Here is a 17,693-nt window from a genome sequence, read left to right as displayed (position 1 = left end):
GTCTCCGGTGTGAAAGAGGTGAATAAAGAAGGGAAAGCTCAGCGCAGCAGGGATTGCAGCACGCCGGGCGCAAAGTTGTTCTCGATGAAGTCGGCCAGCCCGTCGAACACCGTGTCCAGCGTGGGCACCGGCTTGTCCAGGTGGCTGCCAAACAGGGCCTGCAAGGCGGCCGCGTCCTCCAGCAGGCCGTGCAGGTACAGGCCCAGCACATTGCCCTGCGGGTTCAGCCATGCCAGACCACCCGGCATCACTTCGGTTGCCACATTGCCGGCGGCCCGCATGGCGGCGTGGGGTTGGGTCTGCCCGTGGTGGATTTCGTAACCGGACACCTCCACACCGGCCAGCGAGGCCCACGGCCCTTCCACGTCGGCCAGAGCATCTGTAAAGCGTGCGTTGGTACGGCAAACCGTCTTGTCGACCTCGAACACGGTCACCAGCGGCAGCAGCCCCAGGCCGGGCGCATTGCCATCGATGCCGTGCGGGTCGATCAGCGACTCGCCCAGCATCTGCAGGCCGCCACAAATGCCCAGCACCGCCCCGCCCTGCCCTGCATGGTGGGCCACGGCGGCATCCAGCCCGTGCGCGCGCAGCCAGGCCAAGTCGCCGCTGGTGTTCTTGGAACCCGGCAGGATGATCCAGTCCGCAGGACGCAGTCCCACCAGTTCGGACGGACTGCGCACCCACTGCAGGCGCACGCCAGGCACGTTCTTGAGAGGCTGGAACTCATCGAGGTTGCTGATGCGGGGATAGGCGATGACGGCTACGGTTCGGGTCACTGCGCCACTGGCAATGCTGCGGTCATCGAACACACCATCCTCTTCCGGGAGGCCGTGCTGCCACCACATGGGCAATGTGGCCACTGTCGGTACTCCGGTAAGGTCCTGTAGCATCTGCGGTGCCGGTGCCAGCAGGCCGACGTCGCCCCGGAACTTGTTGAGCACAAAGCCCTTGATCAAATGGCGTTCGTTCTCGGGCAGCAGGGCCCAGGTGCCGTACAGATGGGCGAAGGCGCCGCCACGGTCAATGTCGGTGACCAGCAGACAGGCGGCGTTGGTATGCACCGCCACCCGCATGTTGACGATGTCGCTGCTGGAGAGATTGATCTCGGCGGGCGAACCGGCACCCTCGATCACCACCACATCGTTGTCGGCGCAAAGCGCGTCCAGCGCCTGGGCGATCACCGGCCACACGCTGGCGCTGCGCCCGCGCCAAGGCATGCGCGAAAGCTCCTCGTTCACCTGCCCCATCAGCACCACCTGGCTGTGGGTGTCATGCTCGGGCTTGAGCAGCAAGGGGTTCATGCGCACGTCCGGCACGGCTCGTGCGGCCAACGCCTGGAAGTACTGGGCACTGCCAATCTCGCCACCCATGTTCTCAAGCGCAACTTGGTTTGGCCGCCGGGCCGCCCCAAGGCCAAACGCGGCCCCCTCGGGGGGCAGCGACCCGCGCAGCGGCGGAGCGTGGGGGCCTACAACTCTTGCGTTGTTGCTCATGTTCTGGGCCTTGAAGGGCGCGACTTTCAGACCTTGACGTTGGTAGTAACGGCACAGCGCCGTGGTCAGCCAGCTTTTGCCGGCGCCGCTGGTGGTACCTAGCACCATGATGCAACGAGCGGTCATTGCGTGACCTCCATGGTGGGTTGTAGGGCAGTAAGGGCATTGGCCAAGACCCGCTGCGCCTCCGCCCCTTGCACGCTGATGCGCACGTGGCCGGGCAAGCCCAGAGAGGCCGCGTCGCGCAGCTTGATACCCTGCGCGCGCAGTTGGTCCAGCAGCGCATTCAGCTCCGTGCCAACAGGCGGCACGGCACAAAAGAAATTGGTATTGCTGGGCAGGCATTGCCAGCCCAGGTCTTGCAGCAACTGCAGCTGAGCAACCTTCCAGGCACGCAGGGTGACCAAACTCTGGCGCAGCCAGTCTTGGGTGGCGTCCTGCGTCCAGGCCTGTAGCATCGCCACCCCGTGCGCGCCCACCGGCCAAGACGGCGCCAGGGCATCGAGCTGGCACACAGCCTGCAGTGCGTGCAGCGGCGCAATGGCGTAGGCGGCGCGCACACCGGTCAGCGCAAGCGCTTTGTTCGGGGAGTACAGCTGCCAGACCTGCTCGCGCTGGGTTTCTGTCAGGCTGGGTGATCCGGACAGACGCAGCGGCGCATAGGCACAGTCCAGCACCAGATGCTGCGAGGCCTGATGCCCCTCGATCAGCCATGCGGGCCACGGCGCGTGCGCCTGACCCAACGGGCTGGAAGGCTCGCATGCCCACAGCAGTTCTGCCTCGTGCGGATGCGTGCACCGATGCATGCCCCAAGCATTGGCGGCATGCGCGTAGTCGCCATAAGCCGTGGCCGGAATCCAGACAGCGGTTGTGCCACCCTGCTTCATCCAGGCCGTGAACCGAAAAATGAATTCGCTGGCACTGGTCGCCAGCACCACGCGCTCGGACTCAACGCCATGGAAGCGCCCCAATCGCTGACGCAGCTGCGTGTAATGTGGGTCCGGATAGCGGCTGGCGTCTGCTGCCTGAACCGCTTCCAACGCCATCGGACAAGGGCCGCAGCCATTGCTGTTGGTGGAAAAGTCGAACGGCGCAGCACCCAGCCCGTCGGTACCGCCATGCATACGGGGCGGTATGTTCATGCTCGCATGCCTCCACTAGCGACGCCGCCCACGCTCAGCCCGGCCAGAACACTGTGCCAAGCCAACCCGACCAACGCCAAGGCCATCAGGCTCAGCAGCAACAGCACCAAGGCCAGGTTGCCGGTGCGCACCGCGGCATGGGTATCGGCGGCGGCAGGTGCGCGACCTTGCGGATTCAGGCCATAGACGCCGGGCTTGTGCAGCCCCACGCCCAGCACCAGTGCCATGGCCGCCATGGGCCAGCCACTGTTGGGCGATGCGGTGCGGCCCGCCTCCTGCGGCAGTTGCACGGCTACTCGCAGCCCTTTGACGCCACTGGCCAGCAACAGCAGGCCCGCCGTGATACGTGCGGGCACCCAGTTGAGCACATCGTCTGCCCGTGCCGCCCACTTGCCAGCCCAGGCCCAGTTGCGGCCCTTGTATACGCCGGGGTAGCCCCACATGGCATCGGCGGTATTGGCAAAGCGGTACAGGGCCGCACCGGGCAAGCCCAGCAGCACAAACCAGAACAGGGGCGCCACCACCGAGTCGCTGAAATTCTCGGCCAGCGTCTCGATGGCGCTCTCGCGTACCTGGCTGCCATTGAGCACGGTGACATCGCGGCTGACCAACCAACTCAAACGTTCCCGTCCGGTAGCCAGTGACTGCGCCAGCGCGTTCTCAACCGACAGCACTTCGCGCTTGAGCATGGCCCAGGCCAGCAAGGGCTTGAGTAGCACGCCCAACCCCAGTGCGGCGGCCCACCATGGCAGCATCAGCAGCGCGCTTTGCAACATCCTGGCAAGAGCGCTTACCACCAACGCACCCGCCAGCCAGACTACGCTACCCAAGAGCAGAGCCCAGTAATCCCTGCGTTGCGGGTCCTGTTGCGCGTGGCGCTGCAGCCAGGTTCCAGCAGCCGAAAGGTAATTGCCTATCCAGACCACCGGATGCCAGCGCACCGGCGGCTCGCCCAAACGGTGGTCAATCGCCAGGGCCAGCAGAACAGCCGTCACCAATGTCAGGCCAGTCATGGCGCAGGATCCTCGGGGCCGTCCGCCGGCGGCGGGGTTTGTAACGCGGTGCCCCAGCGGTTCTCGAAGAGCAGGTCATCCAATGCACAGCGCTTGGCCCAACGCTCCTTTTGCAGCATGGGCTCTTCGTAAAACGCATGCACCGGGCCAATGCACAGCAAGGCAATCGGCTCGGCACCGTCGGGCATGCCCAGCAATTGGGCCAACGCCACAGGGTCGAACAAGGAAACCCAACCCACGCCCAGGCCTTCGGCCCGCGCAGCCAGCCAGAGGTTCTGGATGGCACAGGCGGCCGAGGCCAGATCCATCTGCGGCAGCGTGCGCCGCCCGAATACGTGGGCATCGCGCCCGTCGGCCAGGGCCACGGCCCAGACTTCGGCCGCGTCGCGCATGCCTTCCACCTTCAGGCGCATGAAGGCCTCTTCCCGTTCGCCCAATGCCCGCGCGGTGTGCAGCCGCTCGGCCTCCACCAATGCGTGCACCTGCTCGCGCACAGCGGCGTCCGACAGGCGCACAAAGCGCCAGGGCTGCATGAAGCCCACGCTGGGCGCGTGGTGTGCCGCAGTGAGTAATCGGCGCATGACGTCCGGCGCCACTGTGCCACCAGCAAAGTGCCGCATGTCACGCCGCTCAAAGATGGCGCGGTACACCGCACTGCGCTCTGCCGCAGAGAAGTCCGCAGCGGCAACGGCATTGGAAGCGGCGGCGGTGCTCATGGCATCAGTCTTCAATGCCGCGCTGTGCGGGAATGCCGGCCTGGAAGGCGTGCTTGACCAGGGTCATCTCGGTCACGGTATCGGCCAGCGCCACGATCTCAGGCGGGCAGCGGCGGCCGGTCAGCACCACGTGCACATGGGCTGGGCGGTTGCGCAGGGTTTCCAGCACGTCGTCCAGCGGCATCCAGCCATAGATCAACGGATAGGTGATTTCGTCGAGCGTCACCATGAAGTAGTCGCCCCCCAGAATGGCCGCGCGCGCCTTGGCCCAACCGTCGCGCGCCAGTTGCGCAGAGCGCTCCAGGTCCTGGCTCTTCCAACTGAAGCCGTCACCCAGGCCCTCGATGGGAATGCCGAGCTGCTCGAACATGCGGTGCTCGCCAAAGCGTGCGCTGGGCACTTTCATGAACTGGAAAATCTTGACGGGCTTGCCGCGGCCATGCGCACGCAACGCCAGACCGAAGGCGGCGGTGCTCTTGCCCTTGCCGTCGCCGGTGTTGACGATGACGATGCCGCGGCGTTCGCCCTCGGCCTTTTCATAGGGTTTCTCGGTGGGCGGGGTTTCAATTTCCATGGCTGTCCTGGCGTATCAGTTGGGGCAAGGACACCCATTGACCGTTCAAGGCATGGATGGCGATGCGGTTGTCAAACGCCGCGCACAGAGCGCGGTGGGTATCCGGGTCGGCCGTGGCGCCATGGTGGGTCACACGCCCATCGCGCATCACCACCAGCCGGTTGGCATGCAGGGCAATGGTGATCTCGTGCAGCACACTCACCACCGTCGTGCCGTGGGCCAGCAAAGCCTCCACGACGCAGAGCCAATCGGCCTGGTGCGGCGGGTCCAGATTGGCCAATGGTTCATCCATGAGCAGCACCTGGGCTTCCACGCCCAGAGCCCGGGCCAACAGCACGCGCTGGCGCTCTCCGCCCGAGAGCTGGCCCAGGGCGCGATGGCGCCAGTCCCAGGCCTGGGTGTAGCGCAGGGCGCGCTCCACCGCCGCGCGGTCTTCGTCGCTGGGCGGTGCCAGCCAGGCCTGGTGCGGCAGGCGGCCCAGCATGACCACATCCCACACTGTGAGGTCATCGGCACTGGATTCGTTCTGCCCCAGCCAGGCAAGCTGCTGCGCACGCAAACGGTGGTGCACCTGCTGTATCGGTCGGCCCAGCAGCGACACTGTGCCCTGGTGCGGCAACACGCCTGCCAAGGCCTTGAGCAAGGTGGACTTGCCCGCGCCGTTGGGCCCCAGGATGCTGGTCCATTGGCCTTGCGCAATGTCCAGGTCAATGTCGTGCAGCACAGCCCGGCCACCCAGGCTTGCGTTGAGCCCATGGGCGCTCAGTGCCACGCCGGTGTCTATGGCGGGTGCTCTGGTAACGGTTTGCTTCATGCGCTACGACCTCCCAGCGCATGGCTGCCACTGCCCCGGTGCATCAGCCACAGCAAATAGCCGCCGCCCAACACTGCGGTCAATGCGCCCACGGGCAGCTCTTGCGGGGCAATCAGCCAGCGTGCCAACAGGTCGGCACCTCCCAGCAGCACCGCCCCCATGGCGCTGGCCAGCAGCATGAGCTGGCGATGCGGCACCTTGACCATGGCGCGTACCAGATGTGGAGCGGCCAGACCTACAAAGGCAATCAGCCCGGTCTGGGCCACCGCAGTGCCGGTGGCCAACGCCAGCACTGCCACCAGCGCAGCGCGCAACGGGCCAATGGGCAAACCCAGCGTGTGCGCAGTCGTCTCGCCCAGGCTCAGGCCATCCAGTACCCGCGCCAGGGCCCAGGCCGCGACTACACAAACCACCCAAATCCCCGTCATCAAAAAGCAGGACGGCCAGCCAATGAAACTGGTGGAGCCCAGCAGAAACGCCTGCATGGCTTGCAGGGAGTCGGGCGAAAACAGCAGCACCAGCGAAGTCACCGCCCCCAGCACCACACCCACGATCACACCGGCCAGCAGCAAGCGCAGCGTGTGCTGCACACCGCGCGCCAGCGCCAGCGTCAGCAACACCGCTGCCACGGCGCCACCAAATGCGGCACCGGTCAGGCCCAGGCGCACCCAGATGCTGCTGGAAAACACGCTGACGGCGCCACCGCCGTCACTCATCATGCTGCCGCCCACCATGCCCGCTGCGCCGCCCATGCTGGCCAGGGCCAGGGCCACGCCCAGCGAGGCGCCGGATGCGCTGCCCAACAGATAGGGATCAGCCAGCGGGTTGCGAAACAGGCCTTGCGCCAGCGCCCCGGCCAGGCCCAGCAAGGCACCTGCTGCCAGTGCCCCCACGGTGCGCGGCATGCGGATGTCCCAGACGATCTGGTGAGCCATGGCACGCTCCACCTCACCGGACTGCGAACCCCACAAAGTACCTACGGTGTTCTCAAACCCGGCGCTGCCAATGCACAGGCCCAGCAGCACCATGGCTACACACACCACCACGGCCAGTGCGATCAGCCAGCCGGTGGAGGAGGCTTTCACTTGCGCACCTCGGTCTTGGCTGCGGCAGGCGCCTTATCGCTCAAGCAACGCGCCAGGATGCGCGCGCTCTCGGCCATGCGGGGACCGGGGCGCACCAGCACGTCCGACTCTTCAGACGGAAACACGCACACATGCTTCTCGCGGATGGCGCGGATATTGTTCCAGCCGGGGCGCTGCTCCATGCCTTCCAGATTGGCCTGCCCGACCATGATCAGGTCGGGGTTCTCGCGCACCACCAGCTCCGGGTTGATCTTGGGGAAAGGGCCGAGCTTGGCCGGCAGGATGTTCTTCACACCCAGCCGGGTCAGTATTTCACCAATGAACGAGGACTCGCCCGCGCCATAGGGGCCGCTGTTGACCTCGAAGTAGATGCGGGTACCCCGCACCTGGGGCGGCAGGGACTGCGCCGCCGCCGACACTCCGGCGTCGATCTCGCGCCAGATCTTCTGCGCATCGCCTACGCCCAGCAGCTGGCCCAGCTTGCCGATCACGCGCTGCACGTCCGCATGGGTCTTGGGCTCCAGGGCAAACACCGGAATACCGAGCGCGGCCAGCCGCATGGCAGAGCGTGACGACAAGGCGACCAGCACCACGTCGGGCCGCAAGGCCACGATGGCCTCGATATTGGGATCCATGCCACCGCCCACTTGCGGCAATTTGGTCACGCTCTCGGGATAGTTGGAATACCGGTCCACGCCCACCAGCCGTTGGCATTGGCCCAGGGCGCACACGGTTTCGGTCAATGCTGGCAACAGGCTGACGATGCGCTGCGGGCTGCGCTCCAGCGTAATGGTAGTACCGCGGTCATCCGTGACCTGCACGGTAGCGCGTGCCGCACCTGCCAGCATCCAACCCGTGACCAGCACAGTCAGACCGCTTGCCAACCGGAGGATCAGGGAACGCATGGAGTGTCTTTCAAAGTCAAAGGCAGGCCCGCGGCCATCAGGGTAACGCGCTTGCATTCCCGTGCCACCTCCTGGTTGAGCCGACCCAGCGCATCGACAAAGGAGCGCACCTGCGCACCCATGGGAATGACGCCCAGCCCGATTTCATTACCTACCAGTACGACCGGCCCTTTGGCTTGTGCAATAGCCGCCAGCAGATTCGCGATGTGGCGCTCTTCGGCCTGCGCATCGTGGTCCGCTTGCACGTCGCCATGGCCCACAGCGGCTTCATTCACCGTGGGTGGCATGCGCAGATTGGTCAGCCACAAGGTGAGGCAATCCACCACGACCAACGTTTGCGGCTGCGCCTGTTGCGCCAGCAACTCAGCCAGATTCACAGGCTCCTCCACGGTGCGCATGCCGGGCACGCGCGCCGCGCGGTCGGCCTGGTGGCGCGCAATACGCAGCTGCATTTCTTCGTCCCAGGGCTGCGCCGTGGCAATCAGCACGGCCTGATGCGCCGAATCGGCATCTAGCCACTGGCGCGCCAGCATTTCGGCACGGCGCGACTTGCCACTGCGCTGGCCGCCCAGAATCAGCTCACTGTGTGCAATACCTTCGCTCATCCGCGCATGCGCTCCTGCAAATCGGCATCCATCCAGGCCAGGATGTGCCGGTGGATTTTCTGCACGCCATCCGTCAGTGCGGCCGGGCCGGGCTGCAAGATGTCGGGCGACTTGATCTCGAACAATTGTCGGCCGCGCACAGCCGGGACATCTGCCCAGCCCTCACGCGCAGCCACATTGTCAGGCCGGAACTTCTTGCCGCACCAGGAGCCAAAGATGATGTCCGGGCTGCAACGCACGATTTCAGCGCCATCGGCAATGATGCGGTTCTTGCCCAGTGGCTCCAACGCCAGTTCGGCAAAGCAGTCGTCGCCACCGGCGATGCCGATCAGCTCCGACACCCAGCGGATGGCACTGATGTGCGGCGTGTCCCATTCCTCGAAGAACACTTTGGGTCGTCGCGCCCCCTGCGCCAGGCGCTCAGCCACCGTGTGCCGCATGGCCTGCAGATCGGCTTGCATGGCGTGGACGCGCTGCAGCCCCTGTTCGGACTGACCGACCATGGCAGCCACTTGGAACAGCATGGAAAAGATTTCGGACACACTGCGCTGGTTGAAAATGGTGACCTGCACACCCTGGCGTACCAGTGCCGATGCAATGTCGGCCTGCAGGTCCGAAAAGCCGAATACGCAGTCCGGCTTCAGCTCCAGAATCTTGTCAATCTTGGCGCTCAGAAAAGCGCTGACCTTGGGTTTTTCCTCACGCGCGCGGCGTGGGCGCACGGTGTAGCCGGAGATGCCCACGATGCGCTGCTCCTGCCCCAGCAGGTACAGCCATTCGGTAGTCTCCTCGGTCAGGCAGACGATGCGCTGTGGCCCCAGGGCAAAGTCCAACGGGGTCGCGCTCATGTGCCCACCCCCGTCGGAAGGAACAGCGATGCCGCGGCCGTCGGTGAAGAAGGAAACCACGCATGGAAGTAGCTGGCGCGCACCGCACCGTGCTGCCACAGCGCCTCTCCGGCCTGGGGCGATGGCTCGGTTTGCGGGCGTGCAGTACGTGCCACGGGCTGCAGCGTGGTCTCTGTGGTGGAATAGTGAAAGGTATGGCCGCGTAGCAAGCCGCCGGGCAGCTCCAGTTGCTGCGGGCCCAGGGCCGCCAACCGCGCATGCATGGTGACTTCTCCAGGCAGCAGGCCCCATAGCGCGTGGGTGAGGCCATCCGTGGTCACCAGCGTCTCAAACAGCGCCATCATGCCCCCGCATTCGGCCCACACCGGTTTGGCCGCCGCGATGTGTTGGGCCAGGCTGCTGCGGGTTTGCGCACTTCCAGCGATGCGGTCGGCGTGCAACTCCGGATAGCCACCGGGCAGCCACACGGCGTCGCAATCGGGCACCGCTTCATTGGCCAATGGCGAGAAGAAGCGCAGCGTTGCGCCCATGGACTGCAGGCAATCCAGGTTGGCTGTGTAGATAAAGCAGAACGCTGCATCGCGCGCGATGGCAATGGTCTTGCCCGCCAGCAACGCGGGCACTGCACGGGCGTCGTGCAGCAGAGGGAACTCGGTATCCCAGCGCTGCAGGTCCTGCAGGCTCATCTGCCCCAGTGGCGTGTCCTGCAGCGCGTCTGCCGCAGCATCCAGCCGGGCCATGGCATCAGGCACTTCGCTGGCCACCGTGAGACCCAGGTGGCGCTCCGGCAGCGTCATATCGGCATTGCGCATGACCGCGCCCAGCCAGTTGCGGGCCTCGGGAATGGCGTTGCGCAGCATGTAGGCGTGGCCCGTGCTGGCAACGCGATTGGCCAGTACGCCTGCCCATGGCAAGTCCTTGCGGTAGTGCTGCAGACCAAACGCCAGTGCGCCAAAAGTACCTGCCATGGCGGAAGCATCCACCACGGCCAGCACATGCAAACCAAAGCGCTGCGCCAGATCGGCCGCACTGGGCTCACCGTCGTACAGACCCATGACACCTTCGACGATGATCAGATCGGCCTCATGTGCCGCCGCCGTCAGCCGCGCCTGGCAATCCTCCTCACCTGTCATCCACAAATCGAGCTGGTAGACCGGCGCCCCGCTGGCCAGTGTGTGCCAGTAGGGATCAAGAAAATCAGGCCCGCATTTGAAAACCCGTACCCGCCGCCCCTGCCGCGCATGCAGACGCGCCAGGGCCGAGGTGATGGTGGTCTTGCCCTGGCCCGAGGCCGGGGCGGCAACCAGGATGGCGGGGCAGCGGGTAGAAGGCATCAAAACTTCAGCTTCGCAGTTGCAGTGACGGCACGACCTGCTTCCGGATAGATGGAAGTCGTCACGCCAGCGGCGGTACAACCATAGGCCTGGGTGTAGTACTTGGTATCTCCCAGGTTGCTGACGCCCAAAGCAAACTCAGCCGACTTCATGGAGTAGGAGTAACGCGCGTCGACCGTGGTGTACGACGGCATGGTGCACTTGTTGGCAAAGTCGGGGCTTTGCGACGAAACCCAGTTGACACCAAAGTTCAACAGATGGCCGGCCGCAACCTTCCAGTCCAGGCCCAGACCGGCGGTATGTGCAGGCACCAGGGCAACGTCCTTGTCGGCGTACTGGCCGGACACAAAACGGGCCTGGCGCGCTGCCGCATTCACGCGCAGTGCGACGGATGTGCTGATATCGTGACGGCCTTCAAACTCGACGCCTTCCCTGCGGGTGGGATCAAAATTGACATTGGCGCCGTCGTAGCCAAATACGGAATTGGGTCCGATGGCGGTGCCGTCGTAGCCGATCTCGTTGTTCAGATCGCTGCGGTACCAACGCAGTTCCGCGCGGCCCTTGGCATATTGCCAACGCGCACCCAGTTCCACGTCTTTGGAGGTCTGTGGCTTGAGTGAAGTGCCGGGAGTCACAAAATTGATCTCGTCCACGTTGGCAAAGCGAAAGCTCTGGCCCGTACGGCCATAGACGTGAACGCCCTGCCCCAGATCCTGCGTGAGCCCCACATCCCAGGCAGTTTGCGAGTCATCCACGCCCGTGGCAACCCCGTCGCGTGTCTTCTTGACAGTCTCATTGCGCACGCCCAGGCTCAGCCGCGTTCCCGAGGGCAGGTAACTTATATCGTCGGTAATGTAGATGGCGTTGGACTGCGATCTGGCTTTGGATGGGGCGAGATCGTCGTACTTCCAGTCGCCCATGTCCGCACCCACGGTGAAGACATTGGCAAACGTCTCACCCTTGCGTTCGTTGCGCGCACGCAGGTTGGCACTTATGGCGTCCACATTTGCATCGGAGTAGTAACTCGGGCTGTAGTAGGCCTGCTTCTTGTTGCGCTCGCCATAGTCAAACCCCAGCTTCCAGTCCTCCAGGATGGCTTCTGCAAACACACCATAGACCTCGCTCTTGATCTGACCATAGTTCACCATGGACTTTGCAGTGTGCGGATCGGCGTCATATTGGGCCGCCGTGAGTGATCCTGGCAATCCGCTGTGCAACAGGTTGCGCGCAGCCTGGGCTCCCACACGCAACCAGTCGTTGGACCATTGCACCGTAGCGTCCAGATTGTTGTTGGTGGACGCAAAATTGTCCCGGTGACCGTCGGATTTGCGCTCGGAGCCCGCTACATCCAGCGAAACGGCTCCAGCCGCCACCGTTGCGCTGGTACGAAGTTCCTGCAACCCATAGCTGCCCGTGGATGCGGATACCACTGCCGCATTGTGACGCTCCACGCCCTGGCCTGCCTTGGTGCTGATCAGAATGGCGCCGCCGGTTGCGCCTTCGCCGTACATCACGGCCGCATTGCCCCGGATGACCTCGATTCTTTGCACGGACTCAATCGGGATGATTCCCATATTGGTTCCCGACAGATCCTGTTCGTTGAGTCTGCGTCCATCCAAGATCACAACCTGGTTGCTGTCCGACGTCTGACCGAAACCACGCAGATCAACAGCGTAATTGTTGCCACCGCTGGTGTCCAGACGCCCGGGCACGCCCAGAATCTTCATGATGGCCTCGCTCACCGAGGTGGCTCCGGATGCTTCGATTTCCTGGGCGGTGATCACGCTCACTCCATAGGGAAGTGCATCCACCGATTCCGAAAAGCGGCTGGCAGTGACGACCACTTCCCTGAGAAGGTTGACGGATTGCGCCTCTGCGCCCATGGAATACGCTGCACACAGGGCAACACCAAGCACGCTGACACGTGCACCCAAAACTCTAGACTTCATATTGAAAACAACCCGACTGAATACCCTTGCTGTCTTCCCCGACGGCGTATGGGCGTAAAAGGTCGCACCAACGTGCAACCACCTGGTTGGCCGGTATCCGGGCTGATGGAACGACCCTCATCGCCTTCCCGGACACGTGTTCAAGTGTCCAGTGGCTGTGATGAAAGCTGCGTCGGAGGACGCGTCCACTTACCGTTGCGGGGGCAGCGCAGGTTAGGCTGACCTGAATAGGTCCGGCCCTCCTGCTTCCCGTTGAACTGCGGCGTGTGAACCACACCGCGAGCACCAACGAAAGCATTTTAGCCTGAGGCCCTCGCGCCAAACCCTACAATGCGACTTCTATGGTGAACAACGCGACACCCATGTCGAAACCGTCTCAAGTCGACCAAATTGCCGAGCGTGTGGAACGTTTGCTGCTGCGCTATGCCGAGGTGCAGCGCACCAACGCCCTGCTTGCCAGGCAGCTCGAACTCCTCACGCAGGAACGAGACTCCCTCAAGTCCCGTCTGAGCGCGGCCCGAGCGCGGGTGGATGCGCTGCTGGAGCGATTGCCGGAATCCACTGCACAGAAGGATGCGCCATGAACCAGCTGGAAGTGCAGATCATGGGCCAAAGCTATTTGCTGGGCTGTCCCGAAGGCGGTGAAGAGCGTCTGCGCGAAGCCGTGCAGCGGGTGGACGAAGCCATGTGCAAGATCCGAGATGCAGGCAAGGTGCGTGCGCGTGACCGCATTGCCGTGCTGGCAGCACTGAATCTGGCATTCGATCTTTCCGACAAGGGTGCTGTGGAATCCGTGGCCGTAGAAGCGGCAGCTGCGCCCTCGCAACCGGCCTCAGCTTCCGAAGACAATGCCGTGCTGCAGTCCCTGCTGACCCGCCTGGACGACGCCTTGAGCGAAGACGGCCAGCTGCTCTGAATCTTTTTGCAGCCAATCGCAGGGTGCCTGGCACGCGGCTGAAAGCTGCGCCTACAATGGAGTGGTCTGCGAAGCTCGCCGGGCTTTATATTTCCTTGAACCAATGCTCATTGAGCCTGGGCTTGGAACATTGCCACTCCAGCGTGATCATCTCGCGTCAGATGAACCCAAGGTTTGTGCTGACCTCGCCCACCTGAACCCCGGTTCAGGATGCCGGTCCGGTGGCATTCGCAGACACCTTATTCAACCCCCTTGCATGACGCTGGAACCCCAACTGATTTTCGAGCTGGCCATGCTGGGGCTCGCAGGTGGCTTTCTGGCCGGGCTGCTGGGAATCGGCGGCGGCATGGTGCTGGCTCCCTTCATCACCATCATCCTGTCCACGCGCGGCATCAGTGCCGACCTGGCGGTGAAGATGGCCATCGCCACCTCCATGTCCACCATCGTTTTCACCTCGCTCTCCAGCATGCGTGCGCATCACCAGCGTGGCTCGGTGCGCTGGGACATTGCGCGCGGTCTGGCACCGGGCATTGTGCTGGGCGGCATCGTGGGAAGCCTGGGTATTTTTGCCTTGCTCAAGGGAACGACGCTGGCACTCATCTTTGCGGCCTTCATCAGTTTCTCGGCGACCCAGATGTTTCTGGACAAGAAGCCCAAGCCCGGACGGACTATTCCAGGCATGGCAGGACTGCTGGGAACTGGGGCAACCATCGGTCTGGTGTCCGGGTTGGTGGGGGCCGGAGGTGGCTTCATCAGCGTGCCGTTCATGGTGGCCCACAACGTCGCCATCATCAACGCCGTGTCCACCAGCGCGGCACTGGGCTTCCCCATTGCAATAGCCAATGCAGCAGGATATGCAGTGGGTGGACAGGGAGTCAGCGGACTGCCGCCCTGGTCACTGGGTTACATCTGGCTACCCGCACTGGCGGTCATCGCCAGTTGCAGCGTGCTCACGGCCCCCCTGGGCGCCGCGCTGGCACACCGCCTGCCCGTGGTACAACTCAAGCGCATCTTTGCGCTGGTGCTCTACCTGCTGGCAGCGTACATGCTGTGGAAGGGCCTGCACGGCTGAGCGCTACGGATTGAGCGCTGCGGCCTCACTGTCGAGTGCGGGTTCGTAAAAGTAGCAGATGCGTTGGCGTGGCTGCAGATAGTCCAGCGCTGTGGCCGGCAAGCTCGAAGGCTTGAGGCTTCTGCGAATGCTGGTGTTGGGCGCCAGCTCGAGATCCAGTACCGCGGCCTGATGCCGTGGGACTGTTGGTTCATGCACCAAGATGCGGGGTTTGAGCGGCCGCGCCGAATTCACCGAGACCACCATGGCATGGCGCTCGTCATTGAGCTGCACTACCGAACCGGGTGGATAAACCCCCATCATGCGGATGAAGGCACTGAGCACATTGGCGTCGAAGCGTGTTTTCTGCTGGGAAAAGATGGTGGAAAGCGCTTCGTGTGGCGTCATGGCCGCACTGAGCTTGCCCGGATTGCATAGGCCGTCATAGCGGTTGACCAGCGCCAGTATGCGCGCATTGAGCGTCATCGCATCACCCTTGAGGTGCTGCGGAAAACCGCTGCCATCCACCATTTCATGGTGCTGCGCAATGGCCCTGACGGTGCCGGCAGACAAGCCCATATGGCGGGCCAGTTCTACGCCCTGAACTACGTGGTCCTGATAGACCTTGAGCTCGCCGGACGAGAAGTTGCTCTCCCAGCGGCGCACGCGCTCGGGCAACTTGATTTTTCCCATATCGTGCAAAAAGGCCGCCAGACCCAGTTCATCCAGCGCAGTGCCTTGTACGCCCAGGGCTTTGCCCAGGAGCAGCGATATCACCGCCACATTGACCGGGTGCATGGCACTCTTGTCACCCGCTGCCTCTGTCAGAAGGCGTATGGCCACATCACCCTGAGTCAACATTTCCGACGTCAGTGATTGCACCATGTCTTGGCAAAGTTGTGCAGCGTTCTTGGGGTCGGTCTGCAACCACTCCATCGCCTGCCGGTATTGCTGAGTGGTTTCCGTGAAGCGGCGCTCGCATTGGCCCGCCTTGAGCGCGGACTTTGTGGCGGCCGTCGCAGCCTGTGTCTTTTCCGGTGCGGGAGGCTGGAAGGAAGCGCTCAATGCCGATGCTGCGGGAGAGGGCTCCCCACTTCCAATCGGGTCACTGCGGGCAGGAACATACCGGATACGGTCCACACCCAGCGACTTCAGGGTGTCAATCTGACGCTCGGTGGTAATCTTGAAACGGCTGCTGGAAAAGGGATGGGCCAGCCATCCCAAATTGAGATCCACAAACAATCCGACGCGCAAATCGTCCAATGCAACGAAGTCGAATTCGTCTGTATTCATAAACCCAAGTATCCGTAAGGTGCCGTTTGGAATAATGTTCGGCAAATTCCCCTTGCAACCATTATGACTATGGCCAAGTGCCCCCTACGTGTTCGCAGCGCACTTTTACAAATTAAATCAGCAGGCTTTAAGAATGTCTATCAAATAGGCAACACTTGATCTGGAAACTGGTCAAAGCAATGCACCTGCTCAAGCAGCTGCAAGACCTGTGCAGCATCGCCCAGACCGCTGGCTGTGCTCATGAGCGTCGCCGTGGCACACGCCACGCCCTTGGCAAATGCCTGCACCGGGCTCTGCTGCTGTGACAGGCCCCACACCATTCCAGCGACGAAGCTGTCACCCGCTCCGACTGCGCTGTGCACTTCCACTTGCAGCGGCGGCGCGTACCAATTCCCCTGCTGCGTGACCATCAGCGCGCCCATTTCCCCCATGGAAACCACCATGATCTGCGCAGCACCGTGCTGCACCATATCCTTGGCCATATCCCGGACTTCATACAGACGGGACAAGGGTTTGTCGCAGAGGTCCCGCAATTCATGCAGGCTGGGCTTGACCATGTACACGCCGTGCGCCAGTGCAGCTCGCAAGGGCTCGCCGGAGGTATCCACCACCAAGGCAGCGTGGGCGCGTTGCACCACTTCCGACACGCGGGCATAGAAATCCACTGGAACACCCGGGGGCAAACTGCCGCTGGCCACCACCAACGACTGCGGGCTGCACAGCTTTTCAATATCCACCAATGCCTGCTCCCACTCCTGTGTCGTGAGTTCTGGGCCAGGCAAGACAAATCGGTATTCGTGCCCCGTGCTGTGTTCGAGCACCGTAAAACTTTCGCGAGACGAGGCGCTGATGGCAAAGGGGTGACAGGAGACACCTTCATGCTGCAACAGCGACAACATGACCCGGCCCATGCTGTGGCCAGCGGTATAAAAGGCCAGCACGCCAGCTCCGAGCTTGTGCAACTCACGCGCCACGTTGACGCCACCGCCACCTGCGCGGCGTTGCATAGGCTCACAACGCAGCTTGCTGGTGTGCCGCACTTCATCGACGGCCGTGGACACATCCAGCGCCGGATTCATGGTGATCGTCAGTATGTTGGTCATGGCAAAAAGGTTAGCACAGCACGCATGAAAAAACCCTGCTGAAGGTCAAGCCTCAGCAGGGTTTGCCGGTCTGTGGTGCCTGCGGCACCACAGGGGATATCACCCCATGTGCAGACCACCGTTGACGGAAAAGTCAGCACCAGTGGCATAGCCACCTTCATCACTGGCAAGCCAGGCCACGATGGAGGCAATTTCCGACGGCTCGCCCAGACGCTTCACGGGAACCGTTGCAACGATCTTTTCCAGCACGTCTTCGCGGATGGCCTTGACCATGTCGGTACCGATGTAGCCTGGGCTCACGGTATTGACGGTAACGCCCTTGGTCGCCATTTCTTGGGCCAGAGCCATGGAGAAACCGTGCATGCCAGCCTTGGCAGCCGAGTAGTTGGTCTGGCCGGCCTGGCCTTTGTTACCGTTGACTGAGGAAATCTGGATGATGCGGCCCCAGCCCTTTTCCACCATGCCCGGCACCACTTGCTTGGTGACGTTGAACATGGAGTTCAGGTTGGTGTCGATCACGGCATCCCAGTCTTCGCGTGTCATTTTCAGGAACACGCGGTCACGGGTGATACCGGCGTTGTTCACCAGCACGTCGATGGTGCCATGCTCTGCTCGCGCCTTGGTAAAGGCTTCCACGGTTGAGTCCCAATCTCCCACATTGCCCACGGAGGCGTAGAAGGTGTAGCCCAGAGCCGCCTGCTCGGCGATCCACTTCGCGTGGTCACGTGTGGGGCCGCAACCTGCGATGACCTTGAAGCCATCCTTGAACAGACGCTGGCAAATAGCGGTACCAATGCCACCCATGCCTCCGGTGACGTATGCGATTTTTTGACTCATGGCTATCTCCTTTTT

18 protein-coding genes and 1 riboswitch are annotated in these 17,693 nt (G+C 63.1%); of the genes, 3 read left to right on the top strand and 15 right to left on the bottom strand.

The window, feature by feature from the left end:
* Positions 1 to 38 precede the first annotated feature (38 nt).
* The 12 genes from AC1RMF_RS02520 to AC1RMF_RS02465 are packed head-to-tail and all read right to left on the bottom strand — an operon-like array spanning position 39 to position 12,478.
* Positions 39 to 1,619 carry a cobyric acid synthase gene (locus AC1RMF_RS02520; protein ID WP_493139259.1) on the bottom strand — a complete coding sequence of 527 codons (1,581 nt, stop codon included), beginning with the start codon at positions 1,617 to 1,619 and terminating at the stop codon, positions 39 to 41.
* The gene (locus AC1RMF_RS02515) at positions 1,616 to 2,635 is read right to left on the bottom strand and encodes an aminotransferase class I/II-fold pyridoxal phosphate-dependent enzyme (RefSeq protein ID WP_493139257.1); all 1,020 of its coding nucleotides are present in this window, start codon (positions 2,633 to 2,635) and stop codon (positions 1,616 to 1,618) included. The genes AC1RMF_RS02520 and AC1RMF_RS02515 overlap by 4 nt, the downstream gene beginning before the upstream one ends.
* Complete coding sequence (gene cbiB / locus AC1RMF_RS02510) at positions 2,632 to 3,648, bottom strand: adenosylcobinamide-phosphate synthase CbiB (protein ID WP_493139254.1); 1,017 nt, start codon at positions 3,646 to 3,648, stop codon at positions 2,632 to 2,634. Before cbiB ends, AC1RMF_RS02515 begins: the two co-directional genes overlap by 4 nt.
* On the bottom strand, positions 3,645 to 4,364 hold the full coding sequence (gene bluB / locus AC1RMF_RS02505) for a 5,6-dimethylbenzimidazole synthase (protein ID WP_493139252.1): 720 nt from the start codon (positions 4,362 to 4,364) through the stop codon (positions 3,645 to 3,647). The genes cbiB and bluB overlap by 4 nt, the downstream gene beginning before the upstream one ends.
* A gap of 4 nt (positions 4,365 to 4,368) precedes the next feature.
* Positions 4,369 to 4,938, bottom strand: coding sequence for a cob(I)yrinic acid a,c-diamide adenosyltransferase (gene cobO / locus AC1RMF_RS02500; protein ID WP_493139250.1), 570 nt, complete (start codon positions 4,936 to 4,938; stop codon positions 4,369 to 4,371).
* Positions 4,928 to 5,752, bottom strand: coding sequence for an ABC transporter ATP-binding protein (locus tag AC1RMF_RS02495; RefSeq protein ID WP_493139248.1), 825 nt, complete (start codon positions 5,750 to 5,752; stop codon positions 4,928 to 4,930). Before AC1RMF_RS02495 ends, cobO begins: the two co-directional genes overlap by 11 nt.
* A complete protein-coding gene (locus AC1RMF_RS02490; protein WP_446738058.1) occupies positions 5,749 to 6,810 on the bottom strand; it encodes a FecCD family ABC transporter permease in 1,062 nt (353 codons plus the stop codon). Before AC1RMF_RS02490 ends, AC1RMF_RS02495 begins: the two co-directional genes overlap by 4 nt.
* A gap of 23 nt (positions 6,811 to 6,833) precedes the next feature.
* Positions 6,834 to 7,742, bottom strand: coding sequence for an ABC transporter substrate-binding protein (locus AC1RMF_RS02485; protein WP_493139246.1), 909 nt, complete (start codon positions 7,740 to 7,742; stop codon positions 6,834 to 6,836).
* Positions 7,730 to 8,347, bottom strand: a complete 618-nt coding sequence (cobU, locus tag AC1RMF_RS02480; protein WP_493139244.1) for a bifunctional adenosylcobinamide kinase/adenosylcobinamide-phosphate guanylyltransferase — start codon at positions 8,345 to 8,347, stop codon at positions 7,730 to 7,732. Before cobU ends, AC1RMF_RS02485 begins: the two co-directional genes overlap by 13 nt.
* Positions 8,344 to 9,195, bottom strand: a complete 852-nt coding sequence (locus AC1RMF_RS02475; RefSeq protein WP_493139242.1) for an ABC transporter substrate-binding protein — start codon at positions 9,193 to 9,195, stop codon at positions 8,344 to 8,346. The genes cobU and AC1RMF_RS02475 overlap by 4 nt, the downstream gene beginning before the upstream one ends.
* Entirely contained in the window at positions 9,192 to 10,529 is a 1,338-nt protein-coding gene (locus tag AC1RMF_RS02470; RefSeq protein ID WP_493139240.1) for a cobyrinic acid a,c-diamide synthase CobB, read from the bottom strand. The genes AC1RMF_RS02475 and AC1RMF_RS02470 overlap by 4 nt, the downstream gene beginning before the upstream one ends.
* Entirely contained in the window at positions 10,529 to 12,478 is a 1,950-nt protein-coding gene (locus AC1RMF_RS02465) for a TonB-dependent receptor (RefSeq protein ID WP_342617748.1), read from the bottom strand. The genes AC1RMF_RS02470 and AC1RMF_RS02465 overlap by 1 nt, the downstream gene beginning before the upstream one ends.
* A 71-nt stretch (positions 12,479 to 12,549) precedes the next feature.
* A riboswitch (cobalamin riboswitch) is annotated at positions 12,550 to 12,783 on the bottom strand.
* Positions 12,784 to 12,840: 57 nt separating this feature from the next.
* On the opposite strand from AC1RMF_RS02465, the gene AC1RMF_RS02460 reads away from it, so the two are divergent.
* The 3 genes from AC1RMF_RS02460 to AC1RMF_RS02450 all read left to right on the top strand — a co-directional run bounded on the left by AC1RMF_RS02460 (position 12,841) and on the right by AC1RMF_RS02450 (position 14,466).
* Positions 12,841 to 13,062: a DUF904 domain-containing protein gene (locus tag AC1RMF_RS02460; protein WP_342617749.1), complete on the top strand. Its 222-nt coding sequence runs from the start codon at positions 12,841 to 12,843 to the stop codon at positions 13,060 to 13,062.
* On the top strand, positions 13,059 to 13,394 hold the full coding sequence (locus AC1RMF_RS02455; protein ID WP_342617750.1) for a cell division protein ZapA: 336 nt from the start codon (positions 13,059 to 13,061) through the stop codon (positions 13,392 to 13,394). The genes AC1RMF_RS02460 and AC1RMF_RS02455 overlap by 4 nt, the downstream gene beginning before the upstream one ends.
* Before the next feature lie 256 nt (positions 13,395 to 13,650).
* Positions 13,651 to 14,466, top strand: a complete 816-nt coding sequence (locus AC1RMF_RS02450) for a sulfite exporter TauE/SafE family protein (RefSeq protein WP_342617751.1) — start codon at positions 13,651 to 13,653, stop codon at positions 14,464 to 14,466.
* Positions 14,467 to 14,469: 3 nt separating this feature from the next.
* On the opposite strand, the gene AC1RMF_RS02445 is transcribed toward AC1RMF_RS02450, so the two are convergent.
* The 3 genes from AC1RMF_RS02445 to phbB form a co-directional block, all read right to left on the bottom strand.
* Positions 14,470 to 15,738, bottom strand: coding sequence for a cyclic di-GMP phosphodiesterase (locus AC1RMF_RS02445; protein ID WP_342617752.1), 1,269 nt, complete (start codon positions 15,736 to 15,738; stop codon positions 14,470 to 14,472).
* A gap of 140 nt (positions 15,739 to 15,878) precedes the next feature.
* On the bottom strand, positions 15,879 to 16,841 hold the full coding sequence (locus AC1RMF_RS02440) for a 1-phosphofructokinase family hexose kinase (RefSeq protein ID WP_342617753.1): 963 nt from the start codon (positions 16,839 to 16,841) through the stop codon (positions 15,879 to 15,881).
* Positions 16,842 to 16,940: 99 nt separating this feature from the next.
* A complete protein-coding gene (gene phbB / locus AC1RMF_RS02435; protein WP_342617754.1) occupies positions 16,941 to 17,678 on the bottom strand; it encodes an acetoacetyl-CoA reductase in 738 nt (245 codons plus the stop codon).
* Positions 17,679 to 17,693: the final 15 nt, after the last annotated feature.

The organism is Rhodoferax sp. GW822-FHT04A08, from assembly GCF_058801025.1.
The sequence above is the reverse complement of the archived record's forward strand: the minus strand, read 5'-3'. Positions and strand labels throughout refer to the sequence as shown.

Bases quoted from the DNA above. Each gene is read 5' to 3' on its own strand.
- AC1RMF_RS02495 (WP_493139248.1), bottom strand. From the start codon at position 5,752: ATGAAGCAAACCGTTACCAGAGCACCCGCCATAGACACCGGCGTGGCA.
- AC1RMF_RS02455 (WP_342617750.1), top strand. From the start codon at position 13,059: ATGAACCAGCTGGAAGTGCAGATCATGGGCCAAAGCTATTTGCTGGGC.
- AC1RMF_RS02450 (WP_342617751.1), top strand. From the start codon at position 13,651: ATGACGCTGGAACCCCAACTGATTTTCGAGCTGGCCATGCTGGGGCTC.
- AC1RMF_RS02470 (WP_493139240.1), bottom strand. From the start codon at position 10,529: ATGCCTTCTACCCGCTGCCCCGCCATCCTGGTTGCCGCCCCGGCCTCG.
- AC1RMF_RS02440 (WP_342617753.1), bottom strand. From the start codon at position 16,841: ATGACCAACATACTGACGATCACCATGAATCCGGCGCTGGATGTGTCC.
- AC1RMF_RS02445 (WP_342617752.1), bottom strand. From the start codon at position 15,738: ATGAATACAGACGAATTCGACTTCGTTGCATTGGACGATTTGCGCGTC.
- AC1RMF_RS02485 (WP_493139246.1), bottom strand. From the start codon at position 7,742: ATGCGTTCCCTGATCCTCCGGTTGGCAAGCGGTCTGACTGTGCTGGTC.
- AC1RMF_RS02465 (WP_342617748.1), bottom strand. From the start codon at position 12,478: ATGAAGTCTAGAGTTTTGGGTGCACGTGTCAGCGTGCTTGGTGTTGCC.
- cobU (WP_493139244.1), bottom strand. From the start codon at position 8,347: ATGAGCGAAGGTATTGCACACAGTGAGCTGATTCTGGGCGGCCAGCGC.
- AC1RMF_RS02515 (WP_493139257.1), bottom strand. From the start codon at position 2,635: ATGAACATACCGCCCCGTATGCATGGCGGTACCGACGGGCTGGGTGCT.
- cbiB (WP_493139254.1), bottom strand. From the start codon at position 3,648: ATGACTGGCCTGACATTGGTGACGGCTGTTCTGCTGGCCCTGGCGATT.
- bluB (WP_493139252.1), bottom strand. From the start codon at position 4,364: ATGAGCACCGCCGCCGCTTCCAATGCCGTTGCCGCTGCGGACTTCTCT.
- cobO (WP_493139250.1), bottom strand. From the start codon at position 4,938: ATGGAAATTGAAACCCCGCCCACCGAGAAACCCTATGAAAAGGCCGAG.
- AC1RMF_RS02520 (WP_493139259.1), bottom strand. From the start codon at position 1,619: ATGACCGCTCGTTGCATCATGGTGCTAGGTACCACCAGCGGCGCCGGC.
- AC1RMF_RS02475 (WP_493139242.1), bottom strand. From the start codon at position 9,195: ATGAGCGCGACCCCGTTGGACTTTGCCCTGGGGCCACAGCGCATCGTC.
- phbB (WP_342617754.1), bottom strand. From the start codon at position 17,678: ATGAGTCAAAAAATCGCATACGTCACCGGAGGCATGGGTGGCATTGGT.
- AC1RMF_RS02460 (WP_342617749.1), top strand. From the start codon at position 12,841: ATGTCGAAACCGTCTCAAGTCGACCAAATTGCCGAGCGTGTGGAACGT.